General features: G+C 63.7%; 16 protein-coding genes. 9 read left to right on the top strand and 7 right to left on the bottom strand.

Features of this window, described 5'->3' with window-relative positions:
• The first annotated feature begins 206 nt into the window (after nucleotides 1–206).
• The 6 genes from ccoG (at nucleotide 207) to hemN (ending at nucleotide 7,179) form a co-directional block, all read left to right on the top strand.
• On the top strand, nucleotides 207–1,622 hold the full coding sequence (ccoG, locus tag AC07R1_RS30755) for a cytochrome c oxidase accessory protein CcoG (RefSeq protein ID WP_041752052.1): 1,416 nt from the start codon (nucleotides 207–209) through the stop codon (nucleotides 1,620–1,622).
• 11 nt (nucleotides 1,623–1,633) lie between these two features.
• The gene (locus AC07R1_RS30750) at nucleotides 1,634–2,170 is read left to right on the top strand and encodes a FixH family protein (protein WP_011060236.1); all 537 of its coding nucleotides are present in this window, start codon (nucleotides 1,634–1,636) and stop codon (nucleotides 2,168–2,170) included.
• A gap of 99 nt (nucleotides 2,171–2,269) precedes the next feature.
• Entirely contained in the window at nucleotides 2,270–4,720 is a 2,451-nt protein-coding gene (locus AC07R1_RS30745) for a heavy metal translocating P-type ATPase (protein WP_011060235.1), read from the top strand.
• Between the two features lie 21 nt (nucleotides 4,721–4,741).
• On the top strand, nucleotides 4,742–4,972 hold the full coding sequence (gene ccoS, locus AC07R1_RS30740; protein ID WP_011060234.1) for a cbb3-type cytochrome oxidase assembly protein CcoS: 231 nt from the start codon (nucleotides 4,742–4,744) through the stop codon (nucleotides 4,970–4,972).
• On the top strand, nucleotides 4,965–5,648 hold the full coding sequence (locus tag AC07R1_RS30735) for a sulfite exporter TauE/SafE family protein (RefSeq protein ID WP_011060233.1): 684 nt from the start codon (nucleotides 4,965–4,967) through the stop codon (nucleotides 5,646–5,648). The genes ccoS and AC07R1_RS30735 overlap by 8 nt, the downstream gene beginning before the upstream one ends.
• Before the next feature lie 148 nt (nucleotides 5,649–5,796).
• Entirely contained in the window at nucleotides 5,797–7,179 is a 1,383-nt protein-coding gene (gene hemN, locus AC07R1_RS30730; RefSeq protein ID WP_011060232.1) for an oxygen-independent coproporphyrinogen III oxidase, read from the top strand.
• Here hemN and AC07R1_RS30725 read toward each other — a convergent pair.
• Nucleotides 7,176–7,655, bottom strand: a complete 480-nt coding sequence (locus AC07R1_RS30725) for a hypothetical protein (RefSeq protein ID WP_194237332.1) — start codon at nucleotides 7,653–7,655, stop codon at nucleotides 7,176–7,178. The two genes, hemN and AC07R1_RS30725, sit on opposite strands and share 4 nt — an antisense overlap.
• Nucleotides 7,656–7,808: 153 nt before the next feature.
• Between AC07R1_RS30725 and fnrA the strand changes: the two genes are divergently transcribed.
• Nucleotides 7,809–8,543 carry a Crp/Fnr family transcriptional regulator FnrA gene (fnrA, locus tag AC07R1_RS30720; protein WP_011060230.1) on the top strand — a complete coding sequence of 245 codons (735 nt, stop codon included), beginning with the start codon at nucleotides 7,809–7,811 and terminating at the stop codon, nucleotides 8,541–8,543.
• Between the two features lie 81 nt (nucleotides 8,544–8,624).
• Nucleotides 8,625–9,173, top strand: coding sequence for an adenine phosphoribosyltransferase (locus tag AC07R1_RS30715; RefSeq protein WP_011060229.1), 549 nt, complete (start codon nucleotides 8,625–8,627; stop codon nucleotides 9,171–9,173).
• A gap of 7 nt (nucleotides 9,174–9,180) precedes the next feature.
• On the opposite strand, the gene AC07R1_RS30710 is transcribed toward AC07R1_RS30715, so the two are convergent.
• From AC07R1_RS30710 to dnaX, 5 genes are all read right to left on the bottom strand, one after another.
• The gene (locus tag AC07R1_RS30710; RefSeq protein ID WP_495111252.1) at nucleotides 9,181–10,329 is read right to left on the bottom strand and encodes an acyl-CoA dehydrogenase family protein; all 1,149 of its coding nucleotides are present in this window, start codon (nucleotides 10,327–10,329) and stop codon (nucleotides 9,181–9,183) included.
• Nucleotides 10,330–10,431: 102 nt separating this feature from the next.
• Nucleotides 10,432–11,034 (bottom strand): recombination mediator RecR, encoded by a 603-nt coding sequence (gene recR / locus AC07R1_RS30705; protein ID WP_011060227.1) that lies wholly within the window; start codon nucleotides 11,032–11,034, stop codon nucleotides 10,432–10,434.
• Between the two features lie 58 nt (nucleotides 11,035–11,092).
• Nucleotides 11,093–12,136, bottom strand: coding sequence for an NADPH-dependent curcumin/dihydrocurcumin reductase (gene curA, locus AC07R1_RS30700; protein WP_011060226.1), 1,044 nt, complete (start codon nucleotides 12,134–12,136; stop codon nucleotides 11,093–11,095).
• A 210-nt stretch (nucleotides 12,137–12,346) separates the two neighbouring features.
• On the bottom strand, nucleotides 12,347–12,685 hold the full coding sequence (locus AC07R1_RS30695) for a YbaB/EbfC family nucleoid-associated protein (RefSeq protein WP_015634779.1): 339 nt from the start codon (nucleotides 12,683–12,685) through the stop codon (nucleotides 12,347–12,349).
• A gap of 66 nt (nucleotides 12,686–12,751) precedes the next feature.
• Nucleotides 12,752–14,830 (bottom strand): DNA polymerase III subunit gamma/tau, encoded by a 2,079-nt coding sequence (gene dnaX, locus AC07R1_RS30690; protein ID WP_401262229.1) that lies wholly within the window; start codon nucleotides 14,828–14,830, stop codon nucleotides 12,752–12,754.
• A gap of 139 nt (nucleotides 14,831–14,969) precedes the next feature.
• Here dnaX and AC07R1_RS30685 point away from each other — a divergent pair, with 139 nt between their 5' ends.
• Nucleotides 14,970–15,740, top strand: coding sequence for a substrate-binding periplasmic protein (locus AC07R1_RS30685; RefSeq protein WP_011060223.1), 771 nt, complete (start codon nucleotides 14,970–14,972; stop codon nucleotides 15,738–15,740).
• Here AC07R1_RS30685 and AC07R1_RS30680 read toward each other — a convergent pair.
• On the bottom strand, nucleotides 15,713–17,431 hold the full coding sequence (locus tag AC07R1_RS30680; RefSeq protein WP_011060222.1) for a putative bifunctional diguanylate cyclase/phosphodiesterase: 1,719 nt from the start codon (nucleotides 17,429–17,431) through the stop codon (nucleotides 15,713–15,715). The two genes, AC07R1_RS30685 and AC07R1_RS30680, sit on opposite strands and share 28 nt — an antisense overlap.
• Between the last annotated feature and the right edge of the window lie 15 nt (nucleotides 17,432–17,446).

Raw genomic sequence — 17,446 nt, 5'->3', positions numbered from 1 at the left:
GAACGGCGCGACGTGCAAAAGGGTCCATAATCCACAAGTCAATTGATTCAAGTCATTACACCATCAGTTGATTTCTCCCAACGCGACCAAAGGTCGCACCCTTGCGCTAGAGCTACAGGCGTATCATTGCGCCACTGCAACACCCCTTTTGACCGCGGTCGGCACGCATCGACCGAGGCATTTTTCCACTGCCGTGGGATGCAATGATGAGCAACCAGATTCCCGTACACGACGTTACCCCGCCTGCCAAAAACGCGACCAACAGCGTCGACCTCTACGCCTCCAGGGAAAAAATCTACACCCGTGCCTTCACCGGCCTGTTCCGCAATCTGCGCATGCTTGGCGGCGCCGGATTGTTCCTTCTGTACTTCGGTACCGTGTGGCTCAACTGGGGCGGCCACCAGGCTGTCTGGTGGAACCTGCCGGAACGCAAATTCTTCATCTTTGGCGCCACGTTCTGGCCCCAGGACTTCATCCTGCTCTCGGGCCTGTTGATCATCGCCGCCTTCGGCCTGTTCTTCATCACCGTCTATGCCGGCCGCATCTGGTGCGGCTACACCTGCCCGCAGAGTGTCTGGACCTGGATCTTCATGTGGTGCGAAAAGGTCACCGAAGGCGATCGCAACCAGCGCATCAAGCTGGACAAGGCGCCCATGAGCGCCAACAAGTTCCTGCGCAAATTCAGCAAGCACAGCCTCTGGCTGCTGATCGGCTTCGTCACCGGCATGACCTTCGTCGGCTACTTCTCGCCGATCCGCGAACTGGTCATCGACTTCTTCACCGGCCAGGCCGATGGCTGGTCCTACTTCTGGGTCGGCTTCTTCACCCTGGCCACCTACGGCAACGCCGGCTGGCTGCGGGAACAGGTGTGCATCTACATGTGCCCCTATGCACGCTTCCAGAGCGTGATGTTCGACAAGGACACCCTGATCGTTTCCTACGACCCACGCCGTGGCGAAGCCCGTGGCCCGCGCAAGAAAGGCGCCGACTACAAGGCCCAGGGCCTGGGCGACTGCATCGACTGCACCATGTGTGTCCAGGTCTGCCCCACCGGCATCGACATCCGTGACGGCCTGCAGATCGAATGCATCGGCTGCGCAGCCTGCATCGACGCCTGCGACAGCATCATGGACAAGATGGAGTACCCCCGCGGGCTCATCAGCTACACCACCGAACACAACCTCTCGGGGCAGAAAACCCATAAACTGCGCCCGCGCCTGATCGGCTATGCCCTGGTGCTGCTGGCCATGATCAGCCTGCTGGTTACGGCATTTTTCATGCGTTCGCTGGTGGGCTTCGATGTCAGCAAGGACCGGGTGCTGTACCGCGAAAACGCCGAAGGCCGGATCGAAAACGTCTACAGCCTGAAGATCATGAACAAGGACCAGCGCGATCACACCTATGTGCTGGACGCCTCCGGCCTGCCGGACCTGAAGCTGCAGGGCAAGCGCGAAATCCACGTGGTGGCCGGCGATATCGTCAGCATGCCGGTGGAGCTGTCGATTGCTCCCGAACAGCTGCCATCGACCACCAACGAGGTGAAGTTCATCCTCAAGGATGCCGACGATGACAGCGTCCATGTTGAAGCCAAGAGCCGGTTCATCGGCCCACAAATTCGTTAAGAGAAGTGATCATGCCCGCAGCCACCGCCGCAAGCCCCTGGTACAAGCACCTCTGGCCCTGGATCATCATCGGCATCCTCGCCTGTTCCGTGACCCTGACCCTGTCCATGGTGACCATTGCCGTGAACAACCCGGACAACCTGGTCAACGACAACTACTACGAGGCCGGCAAGGGCATCAACCGCTCCCTGGACCGCGAGCTGCTGGCTCAGACCCTGAAGATGCGCGCCAACGTGCACCTCGATGAGCTGACCGGCGAAGTCGAACTGCGCCTGAGCGGTGACAGCCAGCCCAAGACCCTGGAGCTGAACCTGATCTCGCCCACCCAGCCGGAAAAGGACCGCAAGATCACCCTGGCCCGTAGCGAAACCGAACACGGGCGCTACATCGGCCAGTTGACCGACCAGGTCGAAGGGCGGCGCTTCGTCGAACTGCTGGGGGTCGAGGGCGACAAGACCTGGCGCATGTTCGAAGAAGAACAGGTCAGCCATGACAAGGACCTGCTGCTGGGCGACGAGCCCCTGCAAGGTGCCGAAGACCTGAACTGAGCAGTACCTGCCGTACATCGCCGGCCCGTCGCCTCCCCTGCCCTTGCAGCGGGACCGGTGCGCCGGCGATGAGTTTTTTCCACATTACAAAGACCGCCGATGACCACGCCACTGCCTTGCTACCACTGTGCCCTGCCGGTTCCTGCCGGTAGCCGGTTCACCGCCGTCGTGCTTGGCCAACCCCGGGAGTTCTGCTGCCCGGGCTGCCAGGCAGTGGCCGAAGCCATAGTCGCTGGCGGTCTGGAGCACTACTACAGCCATCGCAGCGAGGCCTCGGCCAACCCTGAAGCCCTGCCCGTGCAACTGGTGGACGAACTGGCGCTGTACGACCGCGCCGACGTGCAGCAGCCCTTTGTCCGGCACGAAGGCGAGCTGGCGGAAACCACGCTGCTCATGGAGGGCATCAGTTGTGCCGCCTGCGGCTGGCTGATCGAAAAACACCTGCGCAGCCTGCCGGCGGTGGCCGAAGCCCGGCTCAACCTGTCCAACCACCGCCTGCACGTGCGCTGGGCCGACAGCCAACTGCCCCTGAGCCAGGTGCTCAGCGAGCTGCGCCACATCGGCTACGCCGCCCACCCGTATCAGCCGGATCGCGCCTCCGAGCAACTGGCCAGCGAAAACCGCCTGGCCTTGCGCCAGCTGGGCGTCGCCGGCCTGCTGTGGTTCCAGGCCATGATGGCGACCATGGCCACCTGGCCGGAATTCAACATCGACCTGAGCCCCGAGCTGCATACGATCCTGCGCTGGGTCGCGCTGTTTCTCACCACGCCCATCGTCTTCTACAGCTGCGCACCGTTCTTCAAGGGCGCCATGCGCGATTTGCGCACCCGCCACCTGACCATGGACGTCTCGGTGTCCCTGGCCATCGGAGGGGCCTACCTGGCCGGCATCTGGACCTCCATCAGCGGCATTGGCGAGTTGTATTTCGATGCCGTCGGCATGTTCGCCCTGTTCCTGCTCGCCGGCCGCTACCTGGAACGCCGGGCCCGGGAGCGCACCGCGGCGGCTACCGCGCAACTGGTCAATCTGCTGCCAGCTTCCTGCCTGCGCCTGGATGAAGACGGCCAGAGTGAACGCATCCTGCTCAGCGAATTGCGCCTGGGCGACCGGGTGCTAGTGCATCCCGGCGCAGTACTGCCGGCAGACGGCAAGATCCTCGACGGCCAATCGAGCATCGACGAATCCCTGCTCACCGGTGAATACCTGCCGCAGCCCCGTGGCCTGGGCGATAGGGTGACCGCCGGTACCTTGAACGTCGAAGGTGCGTTGACAGTGCAGGTCCAGGCCCTGGGCCAGGACACCCGGCTATCGGCCATCGTGCGCCTGCTGGACCGGGCCCAGGCAGAGAAACCGCGGCTGGCGGAGGTTGCCGATCGTGCAGCCCAGTGGTTCCTGCTGTTCTCGCTGATCGCCGCGGCCGCCATCGGGCTGCTGTGGTGGCAATTAGACGCCTCACGGGCGTTCTGGATCGTCCTGGCCATGTTGGTGGCGACCTGCCCTTGTGCGCTGTCCCTGGCCACGCCCACAGCCCTCACCGCCGCCACCGGCACCTTGCACAAGCTCGGCCTGCTGCTGACCCGCGGCCATGTACTGGAAGGCCTGAACCAGATCGACACAGTGATTTTCGACAAGACCGGCACCCTCACCGAAGGGCGGCTGGCGCTGCGTTCCATCCGGCCATTGGGGGCCCTGTCCAGCGATGACTGCCTGAGCCTGGCCGCAGCCCTGGAAAACCGTTCCGAGCACCCGATCGCCCGGGCTTTCGGCCGTGCCCCAGTGGCCGCCGAGGAAGTTACCAGCAGCCCCGGCCTGGGCCTGGAAGGCCTGGTGGGCGATCAGCGTCTGCGCATCGGACAACCAGCCTACGTTTGCCAGCTCAGTGGCTGTACCGTTCCGCCCATGCCCGATGAAGCCGGCCAATGGCTATTGCTCGGTGACAGCCAGGGGGCTCTCGCCTGGCTGGTGCTGGACGACCGCCTGCGCAGTGATGCTCCGGCCCTGCTGGCGGCCTGCAAGGCCCGTGGCTGGCACACCCTGCTGCTGTCCGGGGACAGCTCGCCGATGGTCGCCAGTGTCGCTGCCGAACTGCAGATCGATGAAGCCCGGGGCGGCCTGCGCCCCGATGACAAGCTGCAGGTGCTGCAACAGCTGCACCAGCAGGGCCGCAAGGTGCTGATGCTCGGCGATGGGGTCAACGATGTGCCAGTGCTGGCCGCCGCCGACATCAGCGTCGCCATGGGCTCGGCCACTGACCTGGCCAAGACCAGCGCCGATGCGGTACTTCTGTCCAATCGCCTGGATGCCCTGGTGCAGGCCTTCAGCCTGGCCCGCCGCACGCGCCGGGTGATCATCGAGAACCTGCTCTGGGCCGGGCTGTACAATGGCCTGATGCTGCCGTTCGCCGCCCTCGGCTGGATCACTCCGGTGTGGGCGGCGGTCGGCATGTCCATCAGTTCCCTGACCGTGGTGCTCAACGCCCTGCGCCTGACCCGCATGCCGCGGCCGGCCGACAGCGCCGACGCCCCCGAAACCCGCCCGTTGCCGGCCTGAGCCGCCGGGCCTGGAGTCCAGATGCCAGCTCTTTACGTGATGATCCCGGCCGCCCTGCTGATCGTGGCCATCGCCATCTACATCTTCTTCTGGGCGGTGGACAGCGGCCAGTACGACGATCTCGACGGCCCGGCCCACAGCATCCTGTTCGACGACCAGGACCCAAGCCACACCGCCGCGGTGGATGAGGCCAAGGGCCAACCGAGCAGCGAAGCCGACCCCGCCAGAAAATCGGAACCGCCCCATGCTTGAACTGGCCCCTCTGCTGGTCTCTGCGCTGATCCTCGGCCTGCTGGGTGGCGGCCACTGCCTGGGCATGTGCGGCGGCCTGATGGGCGCCCTGACGCTGGCCATCCCCCCGGAACAGCGCAGCCGACGCCTGCGCCTGCTGCTGGCCTACAACCTGGGCCGCATCCTCAGCTACGCCCTGGCCGGCCTGCTGCTGGGCCTGGCGGGCTGGGCTGTAGCCAACAGTCCACTGGCGCTATTCATGCGAGTGCTGGCCGGGTTGCTGTTGATTGCCATGGGCCTGTACCTGGCCGGCTGGTGGAGTGGCCTGACCCGCATCGAAGGCCTTGGCAAGGGCTTGTGGCGGCATATCCAGCCGCTGGCCAGCCGCCTGTTGCCGGTTTCCAGCCTGCCCCGTGCATTGCTCCTGGGGGCGCTGTGGGGCTGGCTGCCGTGCGGCCTGGTGTACAGCACCCTGCTGTGGTCGGCGAGCCAGGGCAGCGCCCTGGACAGCGCGCTGTTGATGCTGGCCTTCGGCCTGGGCACCTGGCCCGTGCTGCTGGCCACCGGGCTGGCAGCCGAACGGATCACCGCCTTGCTGCGTCGGCGCAGCGTACGCATGGCTGGCGGCGTGCTGGTCATTCTCTTCGGCATCTGGACCCTGCCCGGTCCTCACCAGCACTGGCTGATGGGCCACTGACCCCGGGGAGGCGCCCGGCAGCCGGGCCTGCACGCCTCGTCGGCACTGCTCCGGCGGCTCCCGAACACCCTTGATACAAGTCAAGATGGCCCTGGCCTGAACCTCCTAGACTCGCGAACACTGCCAGCCTATCCGGGGGAATTCCCGCATGCTCGACGCCATTCGTTGGGACACAGATCTGATCCGCCGCTACGACCTGGCGGGACCGCGCTACACCTCATACCCGACCGCAGTACAGTTCAACAGCCAGGTCGGCGCCTTCGACCTGCTGCACGCCCTGCGCGACAGCCGCAAGGCGCAGCGCCCGCTGTCGCTGTACGTGCACATCCCGTTCTGCGCCAACATCTGCTACTACTGCGCCTGCAACAAGGTCATCACCAAGGATCGCAGCCGCGCCCTGCCCTACCTGCAGCGCCTGGAACAGGAGATGCAACTGATCGCCTGCCACCTGGCCCCCAACCAGCGGGTGGAACAACTGCATTTCGGCGGCGGCACCCCGACCTTTCTCAACCACGATGAACTGCGCCAACTGATGGCCCTGCTGCGCAAGCACTTCAACCTGCTGGACGACGACTCCGGCGACTACGGCATCGAGATCGATCCCCGGGAAGCCGACTGGTCGACCATGGGCCTATTGCGGGAGCTGGGTTTCAATCGGGTCAGCATCGGCCTGCAGGACCTGGACCCGGCAGTGCAACGCGCGGTCAATCGCTTGCAAAGCCTGGACGAAACCCGGGCGGTGATCGAAGCGGCCCGCACCCTGCAGTTCCGTTCCATCAACATCGACCTGATCTACGGCCTGCCCAAGCAGACCCCGGAAAACTTCGCCCGCACCGTGGAAGAAGTCATCAGCCTGCAACCGGACCGGCTCTCGGTGTTCAATTACGCCCACCTGCCGGAGCGTTTCATGCCCCAGCGGCGGATCAACGGCAGCGAACTGCCTGCCCCGGCGGAAAAGCTGCAGATGCTGCAACGCACCATCGAACAGCTGACGGCCGCCGGCTATCGCTACATCGGCATGGATCATTTCGCCCTGCCCGATGATGAACTGGCCATTGCCCAGGAAGAGTCCACCCTGCAACGCAACTTCCAGGGCTACACCACTCATGGTCATTGCGACCTTATTGGGCTCGGTGTTTCAGCCATCAGCCAGATCGGCGATCTCTACTGCCAGAACAGCAGCGACCTGACGCACTATCAAAATGCCTTGGCTGGCGCACAACTGGCCACCAGTCGCGGCTTGGTATGCAACGCCGATGACCGTCTGCGCCGGGAAGTTATTCAGCAACTGATCTGCAACTTTAGTCTTAAGTTCGAAGAGATCGAACAGGCTTTCAATATCGACTTTCGCGGCTACTTCAATGAACTCTGGCCGGAACTGGAAGAGATGGCCGACGACGGCCTGATTGAACTTGGCAGCGAAGCAATCATCGTGCTGCCAGCCGGTCGGCTGCTGGTGCGCTCGGTGTGCATGGTGTTCGATGCATACCTGGGCCAGCAGAACCGCCAGCGGTTTTCCCGGGTGATCTAGGATTTCATGATCAAGGATGCAGCCTTCATCACCTGCTCTGAGCTCAAGCCCGCTTCTTTCATTGCCTTGGCCAGGGAGGCATTGGCGGTCAGCAAACCGCCGTTGAGTATTGCCAGGGCAGATTGCAGGCTGCCGATCCGGACCTTGGTTTCTTCTGGGCTCAGGTGCTTGTCGGCCATGACCGCCTGGAGCTGGGCGAGGGTCTCGGCAATCTGTTGTTGCAATTTTCTGATCATCTTGAGGATCTGCTGAATGTTTTCCGGCAGGCCGCTTTCCTCGATATCACTGTCACGCCCTTTGGCGGCGGCGGATTTGTTCAGGCCGGCGCCAGACAGCGACACTTTGACGCCCTCCCCGATCACTGGCTCTGCAACTAATGGAGAAACTCTTAGTTGCTCGTCAACCTGACTTGTCGAGGGCTCTTGAAGTGACTGCAAGTTATTGCTGCCATTAGTAATAGCGCCAACGGACGACATAATTTCAGCCTTCCAAGTTACTTTCGTTAACAGGTTATCGACCCATAAAAGGATAGCTTTACGACTAACAGTCAATTCGGCACGGACTGGCCGGAACCTCCTCCCGTGAGTTACCCTTACGGCTTATGTGTGTTTTCCCACAAGGATTCTAGAATGTCCGAGCCAGTTAAACTGCGCGCTCACAACCAGGCCCATTGCAAGGATTGCAGCCTGGCACCCCTCTGCCTGCCACTTTCGCTGAATTTGGAAGACATGGACGCGCTGGACGAAATCGTCAAACGTGGCCGCCCATTGAAAAAAGGCGAATTCCTGTTCCGTCAGGGTGACGGCTTCGACTCGGTGTACGCCGTGCGTTCGGGCGCCCTGAAAACCTTCAGCCTGAGCGACAGCGGCGAAGAACAGATCACCGGCTTCCATCTCCCCAGCGAGCTGGTAGGCCTGTCAGGCATGGACACCGAAAGCCATCCCGTCTCGGCCCAGGCGCTGGAAACCACCTCGGTGTGTGAAATCCCCTTCGAGCGCCTCGATGAGCTGGCACTGCAACTGCCACAGCTGCGTCGCCAGCTGATGCGGGTCATGAGCCGGGAAATCCGCGATGACCAGCAAATGATGCTGCTGCTGTCGAAAAAGACCGCTGACGAGCGTATCGCCACGTTCCTGGTCAACCTGTCCGCGCGCTTCCGCGCCCGGGGCTTCTCGGCCAACCAGTTCCGCCTGAGCATGTCGCGCAACGAAATCGGCAACTACCTGGGCCTGGCCGTGGAAACCGTGTCCCGGGTGTTCACCCGTTTCCAGCAGAACGAACTGATTGCCGCCGAAGGCAAGGAAGTGCACATCCTCGATCCGATCCAGCTCTGCGCCCTCGCCGGCGGCTCGGTGGAGGGCTGATCCACAGCCTGTGCGGCTGAGCCAGGCGGCTCGGTCGCGGGTATACTGGCGCGGCCTATTTGCCCGCCAGGACACCTGAAGATGGCTTTCGATTCCTTCGACATCAAATCCCTGATCCGCCCCGTCATCGACTTCCCGAAACCGGGCGTGATCTTCCGCGACATCACCCCCCTGTTCCAGTCTCCCCGGGCCCTGCGCCTGGTGGCGGACAGCTTCGCCCAGCGTTATGTCGAAGAAGACTTCAGCCACATCGGCGCCATGGACGCACGGGGTTTTCTGATCGGCTCGATCATCGCCTACCAGTTGAACAAGCCGCTGATCCTGTTCCGCAAACAGGGCAAGCTGCCGGCCGACATCCTGGCCGAGGGCTACCGGACCGAGTACGGCGAAGCCTTCATTGAAGTCCACGCCGACAGCTTGTGTGAAGGCGACTCGGTGCTGTTGATCGATGACCTGATCGCCACCGGTGGTACCCTGATCGCAGCCGCCAATCTGGTACGGCGCATGGGGGCGAAGGTCTATGAAGCCGCGGCGATCATCGACCTGCCGGAACTGGGCGGCTCGCAGAAGCTGCAGGACATGGGGATCCCGACCTTCTGCCTGACCCAGTTTTCCCTGACCGAACGCTAGCCTGCACCTACAGCCCCATCTGCTTGCTGATGATTTCGTTCATCACCTCGCGAGTGCCGCCGCCGATCGACAGAATGCGGTTGTCGCGGTACAGGCGCTCCACCAGGCTTTCGCGCATGTAGCCCATGCCACCGAGGATCTGCACCGCATCGTGGGTAATACGGTCGGCGGTATCGGTGGCGAAGTTCTTGGCCATGGAAATTTCCTTGATCACGCTCTTGCCGGCGGCCATCTTCGCCGCCTGGCGATAGGTGAACTCCCGGGAAACCTCCAGGGCCGTGGCCATCTCCGCCAGACGGTGCTTGAGCACCTGGAACTTGGCGATGGGCTTGCCGAACGCCTCCCGCTCGCGCGCCCACTTCAGGCTTTCCTCCAGGGCCATCTGTGAGGTCATGTTGGCCATCAGGGCCAGGGCCAGGCGTTCGCTCTGGAAGTTGCCCATGATGCAGGCAAAGCCCATGTTCTCGGCGCCGATCAGGTTACCCACCGGCACCCGGCAATCGTCGAAGAACAGCTCGGCAGTATCCGAGGCCCACCAGCCCATCTTTTTCAACTGCCGACCCACAGTGAAGCCCGGCGTACCCTTTTCGACCAGCAACAGGCTGATACCGCCGTAGCCAGGTTCGCCGGTGCGCACCGCAACGGTGTAGAAGTCGGCGCGCACGCCACTGGTGATGAAGGTCTTGCTGCCACTGAGCCGGTAATGATCGCCATCGCGCACGGCGCTGGTCTGCAGGTTGGCCACGTCCGAGCCGCCGCCGGGCTCGGTGACCGCCAGGGCGCTGATCTTCTCCCCGGACAACACCAGCGGTGCGACTCGCTCGCGCAATTCGGGGCGGGCCCATTTGACGATGGGCGGCAGGCCGATATCCAGGGAGCCGAGGCCCGCCACCAGGCCGCCGGAGCCACTGCGCATCAACTCCTCGCTGGCGGCGATCTTGGCGAACAGATCACCCTCATGGCTGCCGCCCAGGGCCTCGGGGTAACCGATGCCCAGAAGCCCGGCGGCCCCGGCCTTGAGGTACAGCTCACGGGGGAAACTGCCGGCCTCCTCCCACTCGTCGATCTGGGGAAGGATTTCACGCTCGACGAAACGTCGCACGCTGTCGCGGACCAACTGGTGGCTGGGGTCGAAGTATTCCTGGCAGGCAGACATCGGCAAGCTCCTCTGAAGGGTCGAAGGAACTTACCAAGCGCTTGCTTGGTTTTCAAGAGAATGCGTGGCGCATCCTTCGCCAGTCAGCCGGCTTCCGCAGCCTTACAACGCTATGGGTTTGCGCCCGGCAAAGGAGTGAGCCAGGGTGCCGCCATCCACCAGTTCCAGCTCGCCGCCCAGAGGCACGCCGTGGGCGATGCGCGAGGTGATCAGGCCCTTGTTGGTCAGCAGTTGGGCGATGTAGTGCGCAGTGGCTTCGCCTTCCACCGTCGGGTTGGTGGCCAGGATCACTTCGCTGAAGCTGCCCTGCTCCTCGATACGCGCCAGCAACTGCGGAATGCCGATGGCCTCCGGGCCCAGGCCATCCAGAGGCGACAGGTGGCCTTTGAGCACGAAGTAGCGCCCGCGATAGCCGGTCTGCTCCACCGCGTACACATCCATCGGCCCTTCCACCACGCACAGCAGGGTGTCGTCGCGACGCGGGTCGGCACACTGCGGGCACAGCTCGTCTTCGGTCAGTGTCCGGCACTGGCGGCAATGCCCCACGCCTTCCATGGCCTGGCTCAAGGCCTGCGCCAGGCGCAAGCCGCCACTGCGATCACGCTCGAGCAGTTGCAGGGCCATGCGCTGGGCGGTTTTCTGACCCACGCCCGGCAAGGTGCGCAGGGCATCGATCAGTTGGCGAATCAGGGGGCTGAAGCTCATGGGCAAAGGTCCGACAAAAACAACGAGACGCGGTTTATACCCGCGCCTCGGGGTAGCGTCAAATGCTCGCGTCCGGGGCGACCTTGACCACCAGCTTGCCGAAGTTGCGCCCCTCCAGCAGGCCAATGAAGGCTTCTGGTGCCTGCTCCAGTCCCTCGACCACGTCCTCCTTGAACTTGACCTTGCCTTCGCGCACCCAGGGCGCCATGGCCTTGATGAACTCCGGATGGCGGTCGCCATAGTCGTCGAAGACAATAAAGCCCTGGATGCGTACCCGCTTGGTGAGCAAGGTGCGCTGCAGCAGTGGCAGGCGATCCGGCCCCGGCGGCAGCGCCTGGGCGTTGTACTGGGCGATCAGCCCGCACAGGGGAATACGCGCCCTGGGGTTGAGCAGGGGCAGTACCCCGTCGAAGACCTTGCCACCGACGTTTTCAAAATAGATGTCCACGCCCTTGAAGCAGGCCTGGGCCAGTTCGTCGGCAAAGTCGGGGCTCTTGTGATCGATGCAGGCATCAAAACCCAGCTCCTCGACCACATAGCGGCATTTGTCGGCGCCACCGGCCACGCCCACCACCCGCAGCCCCTTGAGCTTCGCCACCTGCCCCACCACCGACCCCACGGCGCCGGAGGCCGCACCCACCACCAGGGTTTCCCCGGCCTTGGGCTGGCCGATGTCCATCAGCCCCATGTAGGCGGTCATTCCGGGCATGCCGAGCACACCCAGGGCCATGGAAGGGCTGGGCAGGCCAGAGGGCACCGGGATCAGGTTGCGGCCATCGCAAATGCAGTGGCTCTGCCAACCAGTGGCGCCCACCACCAGGTCGCCCTCCTGGAACTTGGGGTTGAGCGAACGCTCGACCCGGCTCACTGCACCGCCGGTCATGACCTCGTCTATTTCCACCGGCGCCGCATAGGACGGGGCATCACTCATGCGCCCGCGCATGTAGGGGTCCAGGGACAGGTAGAGGGTCTTCAACAGCACCTGGCCATCAGCCAGTTCCGGCAAGGCCACCCGCTCCAGGCGGAAATTCTCCGGGACCGGCGCGCCTTCGGGCCGAGAGACCAGTACCACGCGCTGATTGAGGGTCAATGTTTGCGGCATCATGGACACTCCTTTAGGGAAGGTTGAATGAAAAGGTATAGGTTGCAGACCCTGTGAATAGCATCACGTTCGATGTTTCTGCAGATGGATCTGCTGTGGCCTTCGCCGGCCAGCCGGCTGCTACCCACAGCGCAGTGCTGATCGCCAGGGCAAAAAAAAGCCAGGCTCAAGGCCTGGCTTTATGTAGTCCATCCGATGCGCTTGCGCGAATCAGAACGGCAATTTCATGCCTGGGGGCAGTTGCATGCCGGCGGTCATGCCGGACATCTTTTCCTGGCTGTTGGACTCGATCTTGCGCACGGCGTCGTTCACCGCAGCGGCAAACAGGTCTTCGAGCACTTCACGGTCATCTTCGCTGACGCCTTCCAGCAGGCTCGGGTCGATGCTCACGCGCTTGATGTCATGACGGCCGGTCATGACTACGGTGACCATGTCGCCACCAGCCTTGCCGGTGACTTCGGCATTGGCCAGTTCTTCCTGCATCTTGGCCATTTTTTCCTGCATCTGCTGTGCCTGCTTCATCAGGCCGGCCATGCCACCTTTCATCATGGGAATTACCTCAAAGTACGGGGATGGAAACGGCGCCCGGCCCCTGGCCCGGCGCCCTTTGAATGATCAACCCTGAGCCGCCAGGGCCTCGACAGGTTCAATAGTATCGTGGCGCACCACTGCACCGAACTCCTGGACCATCCGCTGGATGAACGGATCACCATGGATCGACTCCTCGGCCTCGCGCTGACGATCGGCACGGCGCCGTGATGCAGCCTGGGCCGGGGTTTCCTGCTCGGGCTTGATCAGCTCGATCGCCAGGGTCAGGGTACGCCCGTGGTACTGGTTCAGGGCGTCGTTGAGGCGACGCTGCTGGGTGGCGTTGAACAGTGCGCTGTGGGCCGGGTCCAGGTGCAGCAGCCAATGGTCGCCGTCCACGGCCATCAGGGTGCAGTTGGCGGCGATGCTGCCGGTCATGCCCGAGATCGGCAGTTTCGGGAACAGCTGCAGCCATTCCAGGGCCAGGCCAGTGGCCGGCTTGGCAGCAGGTTCGGGCTCGGGTTCCGGCGCCGGATCGGCTGCGTGCTCACTGGCCAGTTCGTCCAGGTAGCTGTAGGCCGAATCCATGTCCGGCTCGATATAGTCCTCGTCCAGCGGCGGCTCGTCGTCCAGGTCGATACCCGGAGTGGCGGCGTCGACTTCCGCCACCGTGGGTTCCGGCACCGGGGCGCTGACCCACTCCGGCGCGTCCGGCACCACGCTGTCCGGCGTCGGGGTCGGCATCGGCCTCAGCTCAGGCTGCTCGGCGGCCACCTCCAGCACCGGCTCGACCGCTGGCTGCTGTTCGATCTGTGGCTCCACCGGATCGTTCCAGGGCAGGTCGACCACCGCTTCGGCAACCACCGGCTCGGGTTCGACGGCGACCGCTTCGGCCACAGGGGGCGCGACAGGTTCGGGCGCGGCAACAGGTGCTGGCGCCACTGGAGCACTCACAACCGGAGCCGGGGCAACGGTCGCTACAGGCACGGCAGGTGCCGGCGCCGCCACGGCTTGGGCGGAATCAACTGTGGCCTGGCTGATCCCCACTGGCTTTAGCGGCTGTCTCGGTGCATCCGCGGTATCGGCTGGGCGGAAGGCCAGCATTCGCAGCAGGACCATTTCAAAGCCGCCGCGGGGGTCCGGCGCCAACGGCAGGTCGCGCCGACCGATCAGGCCCATCTGGTAATAGAACTGCACGTCTTCGGCAGGCAGGGCCTGGGCCAGGGCCAGCACCCGGTCACGATCGCCGTGCCCGTTGTCGACCCCTTCCGGCAATGCCTGGGCAATCGCCACCCGGTGCAGCACGTTGAGAATTTCCGAAAGCACACCATTCCAGTCCGGCCCCTGCTCCGCCAGGTGCCGCACCGCCTCCAGCAACGCCTTGGCGTCGCCGTTGATCAGCGCATGCAGCACGTCATAGACCTGGCCGTGATCGAGGGTGCCGAGCATGGCCCGCACATCGGCCGCCATGACCTTGCCTTCACCGAAGGCAATCGCCTGGTCGGTGAGGCTCATGGCATCGCGCATCGAGCCATCGGCGGCACGGCCCAGCAGCCACAGGGCGTCATCCTCGAACGGCACGTTCTCCACGCCCAGGACGTGGCTCAAGTGCTCCACCACCCGTTCCGGGGTCATGTTCTTGAGAGAGAACTGCAGGCAGCGCGAGAGGATGGTCGCCGGCAGCTTCTGCGGATCAGTGGTCGCCAGGATGAACTTGACGTAGGGCGGCGGCTCTTCGAGGGTCTTGAGCAGGGCGTTGAACGAGTGGCTGGAGAGCATGTGCACTTCGTCGATCAGGTAGACCTTGAAGCGCCCGCGGCTCGGTGCGTATTGCACGTTATCCAGCAATTCACGGGTATCCTCGACCTTGGTCCGGCTCGCGGCGTCGATCTCGATCAGGTCGACAAAGCGCCCCTCATCGATCTCGCAGCACACCGAACAGGTGCCACAGGGCGTGGAAGTGATGCCTGTTTCACAGTTCAGGCATTTGGCAATGATTCGCGCGATGGTGGTCTTGCCCACCCCGCGAGTGCCGGTAAACAGGTAGGCGTGGTGCAGCCGCTGGCTGTCCAAGGCATTGATCAGAGCCTTGAGCACATGGGTCTGGCCGACCATTTCGCGGAACGAGCGCGGACGCCATTTACGTGCAAGAACCTGATAACTCATCGAAAACCGTCGCAACTGGAAAGCGGAAGCCGGTAATGCTAGCGGAGCAAGGGCGAAATTGCATCCGGCGCGCTCGTCTAATCTGTCTAAGCTTGCATTTTGCAAAGGATTGCTCGCCCGCCGACACCCTGGAGACTGTATGCGTTTGACCTGGTGCGCCCTGTTTCTCTTCAGCGCCAGCCTGGAAGCCGCAGAGCCGCCCCTGCGCTTTGCCATCGCCGACAGTTGGACCATGCCGGCCATCGAGGTCGAAGGCGACCAGCCCACCGATGGCATCCTTTTCGACACCATGAACAGCCTGGCCCGGCACCTGGGTACCCCGGCGCAGTTTCATGTCCTGGCCCGGGCCCGGGTGCAGAACGCCATGGCCCAGGGCGAAGTCGACGTGCGCTGCTACGCGGCCCAGGCCTGGCTGCCGAACCTCTCCGGGGATTACCTGTGGAGCGTGCCGCTGTTCATCCAGCGCAACCTGCTGGTGAGCACCCATCCGGAGCCCTCGGCGGTCAACCTGCAGCAACTGTCGCGCCAGCATATCGGCACCGTCCTCAGCTATACCTACACCCCCTTGCAGCCGCTGTTCGACACCAACCAGCTGATACGCGACGACGCCCGCAACGAGGAGCAGGTGCTGCAGAAACTGGTGGTCGGGCGTTACCGCTACGCCATCGCCAGCCAATGGACCCTGGACTGGTTCAACAAGACCCAGGCCACCGGCAACCCGCTGTACAGCGTCGCGGTGCTGCAGGAGCAGGCCGTCGGCTGCTATGTACGCAACGATCCGAGAGTGCCGGCCCAGCGCATCCTGCGCACCCTGTTGCGAATGAAGATGTCCGGCGAGATCGACGCCATCATCCAGCGTTACGTCGGCCCTCAGGACGACGCTCAGCCTCCCGACATCGCCTCGCCCTGAAGCTCGTCGCTTCGCCATGCCCGCGGTGGCTCAAAGCTGCGCACCCAATCCAGCACCGCCTCGGCGGGCATTGGCGGCGCAATGAAATCCCCCTGGGCGACGTCGCAGCCAAGGGCCATCAAGCGCTCGCCATGCGCCAGGCTTTCCAGCCCCTCGGCCACCACGCGCCGGCCAAAGGCCTGGGCCAGCCCCACCAACGCCTGGATCAGCGCCTGATCGTCCGCGTCGTGCAGCATGTCGCGCACGAACAGCCGGTCGATCTTGATGGTCTGGGTGCGCAGGCGCTTGAGGTAGCTGAGGGACGAATGGCCAGTGCCGAAGTCCCCCAGGGAGAACTGCACGCCAAATCCCTGGCAGGCATCGAGGCAATCGCTGACCCGCTGGATATTGTCGATGGCCACCGACTCGACGATTTCCAGGTCCAGCAACGCCGGCAACACATCCGGATAGCGATCGAGCATGTCCTTGAGCCGCTCGACGAAGTCCGGGCGCTGGAAATGCCGCGCCGCCACGTTCAGGCTCACCGGCCAGCCCAGCCCCGCCTGCTGCCAGCCTTGCAGGCGGGTCATCACCTGGTCCATGACCCATTCGCCGATCTCGACGATCAGGTCGGTCTCCTCCACCTGCTGCAGAAACTCCTGGGCCCCCAGCATGCCGCGCTGCGGGTGCTGCCAGCGCAGCATCGCCTCGAAGCCCACCACCTCACCGGTGCGCATGTTCACCTTGGGCTGGAAGTACAGGCGCAACTCGCCTGCGAGCAAGGCCTGGCGCACCTGCTCGACGGTCTGATAGGTGACCATCACTTCACGGTCGCGCAGTACATCGAACAGGTGGAAGCGGTTGCGTCCGCTCTGCTTGGCCACGTACATGGCCTGGTCGGCGTGGCGCAACAAGGTGTCGGCGTCGTGGTTGTCGGTGGGGTACAGGGTTACGCCGATGCTGGCGAAGACGTTGATGTCCTTGCCCTGGATCGAGTACGGCTGGGAAATGGTCGCCAATACCCTTTGCAACGCCGCGCGCAGCTCCAGCATGTCGCGCACGTAACGCAAAATCAGCACGAACTCGTCGCCGGCCAGGCGAGCCACCACGTCCTCGCCGCGGATGATCGAGCGCAGCCGCGCAGCCACCTCCACCAGCAGCAGGTCGCCACAGGCGTGGCCATAGCCGTCATTGACCGCCTTGAAGCCATCCAGGTCGAGCATGCACACCGCCAGGGGAATATCCTGCGCCCGGGAGAAATCCAGAGCCTGGTGCAGCAGGTCCGAGAGAAAGGCCCGGTTGGGCAGCCCGGTCAGCACGTCGTGGCCGACCCGCCATTGCAACGAATGCAACAGCTGACGCTTTTCGCTGACATCGAAGCGGATCGACACATAACGCACCACCTGCCCGGAGCGCTGATCCACCAGCGGCACCATGGTGCTGTCGACCCAGTACAGGCTGCCGTCCTTGGCGCGGTTGCAGATCTCGCCCTTCCACACCCGGCCCTGGGTAATGGTCTGCCACAACTCGGCAAAGAACTCCGGCGGATGCAGCCCGGAACTGAGCATGCGGTGGTTGGCGCCGATCAGTTCTTCACGGCTGTAGCCCGAGACCTGGCAGAACAGATCGTTGACATAAGTGATGCTGCCGCCCAGGTCCGTCTCGGAGAAGATGGCGGCGGCATCGACGGCCCTGCGGTATTTCTCATCCATGAGTCGAACTCACTG

This window comes from Pseudomonas sp. GW821-FHT07F01 (assembly GCF_059418825.1).
This window is presented reverse-complemented; position numbering and strand designations above follow the sequence as displayed.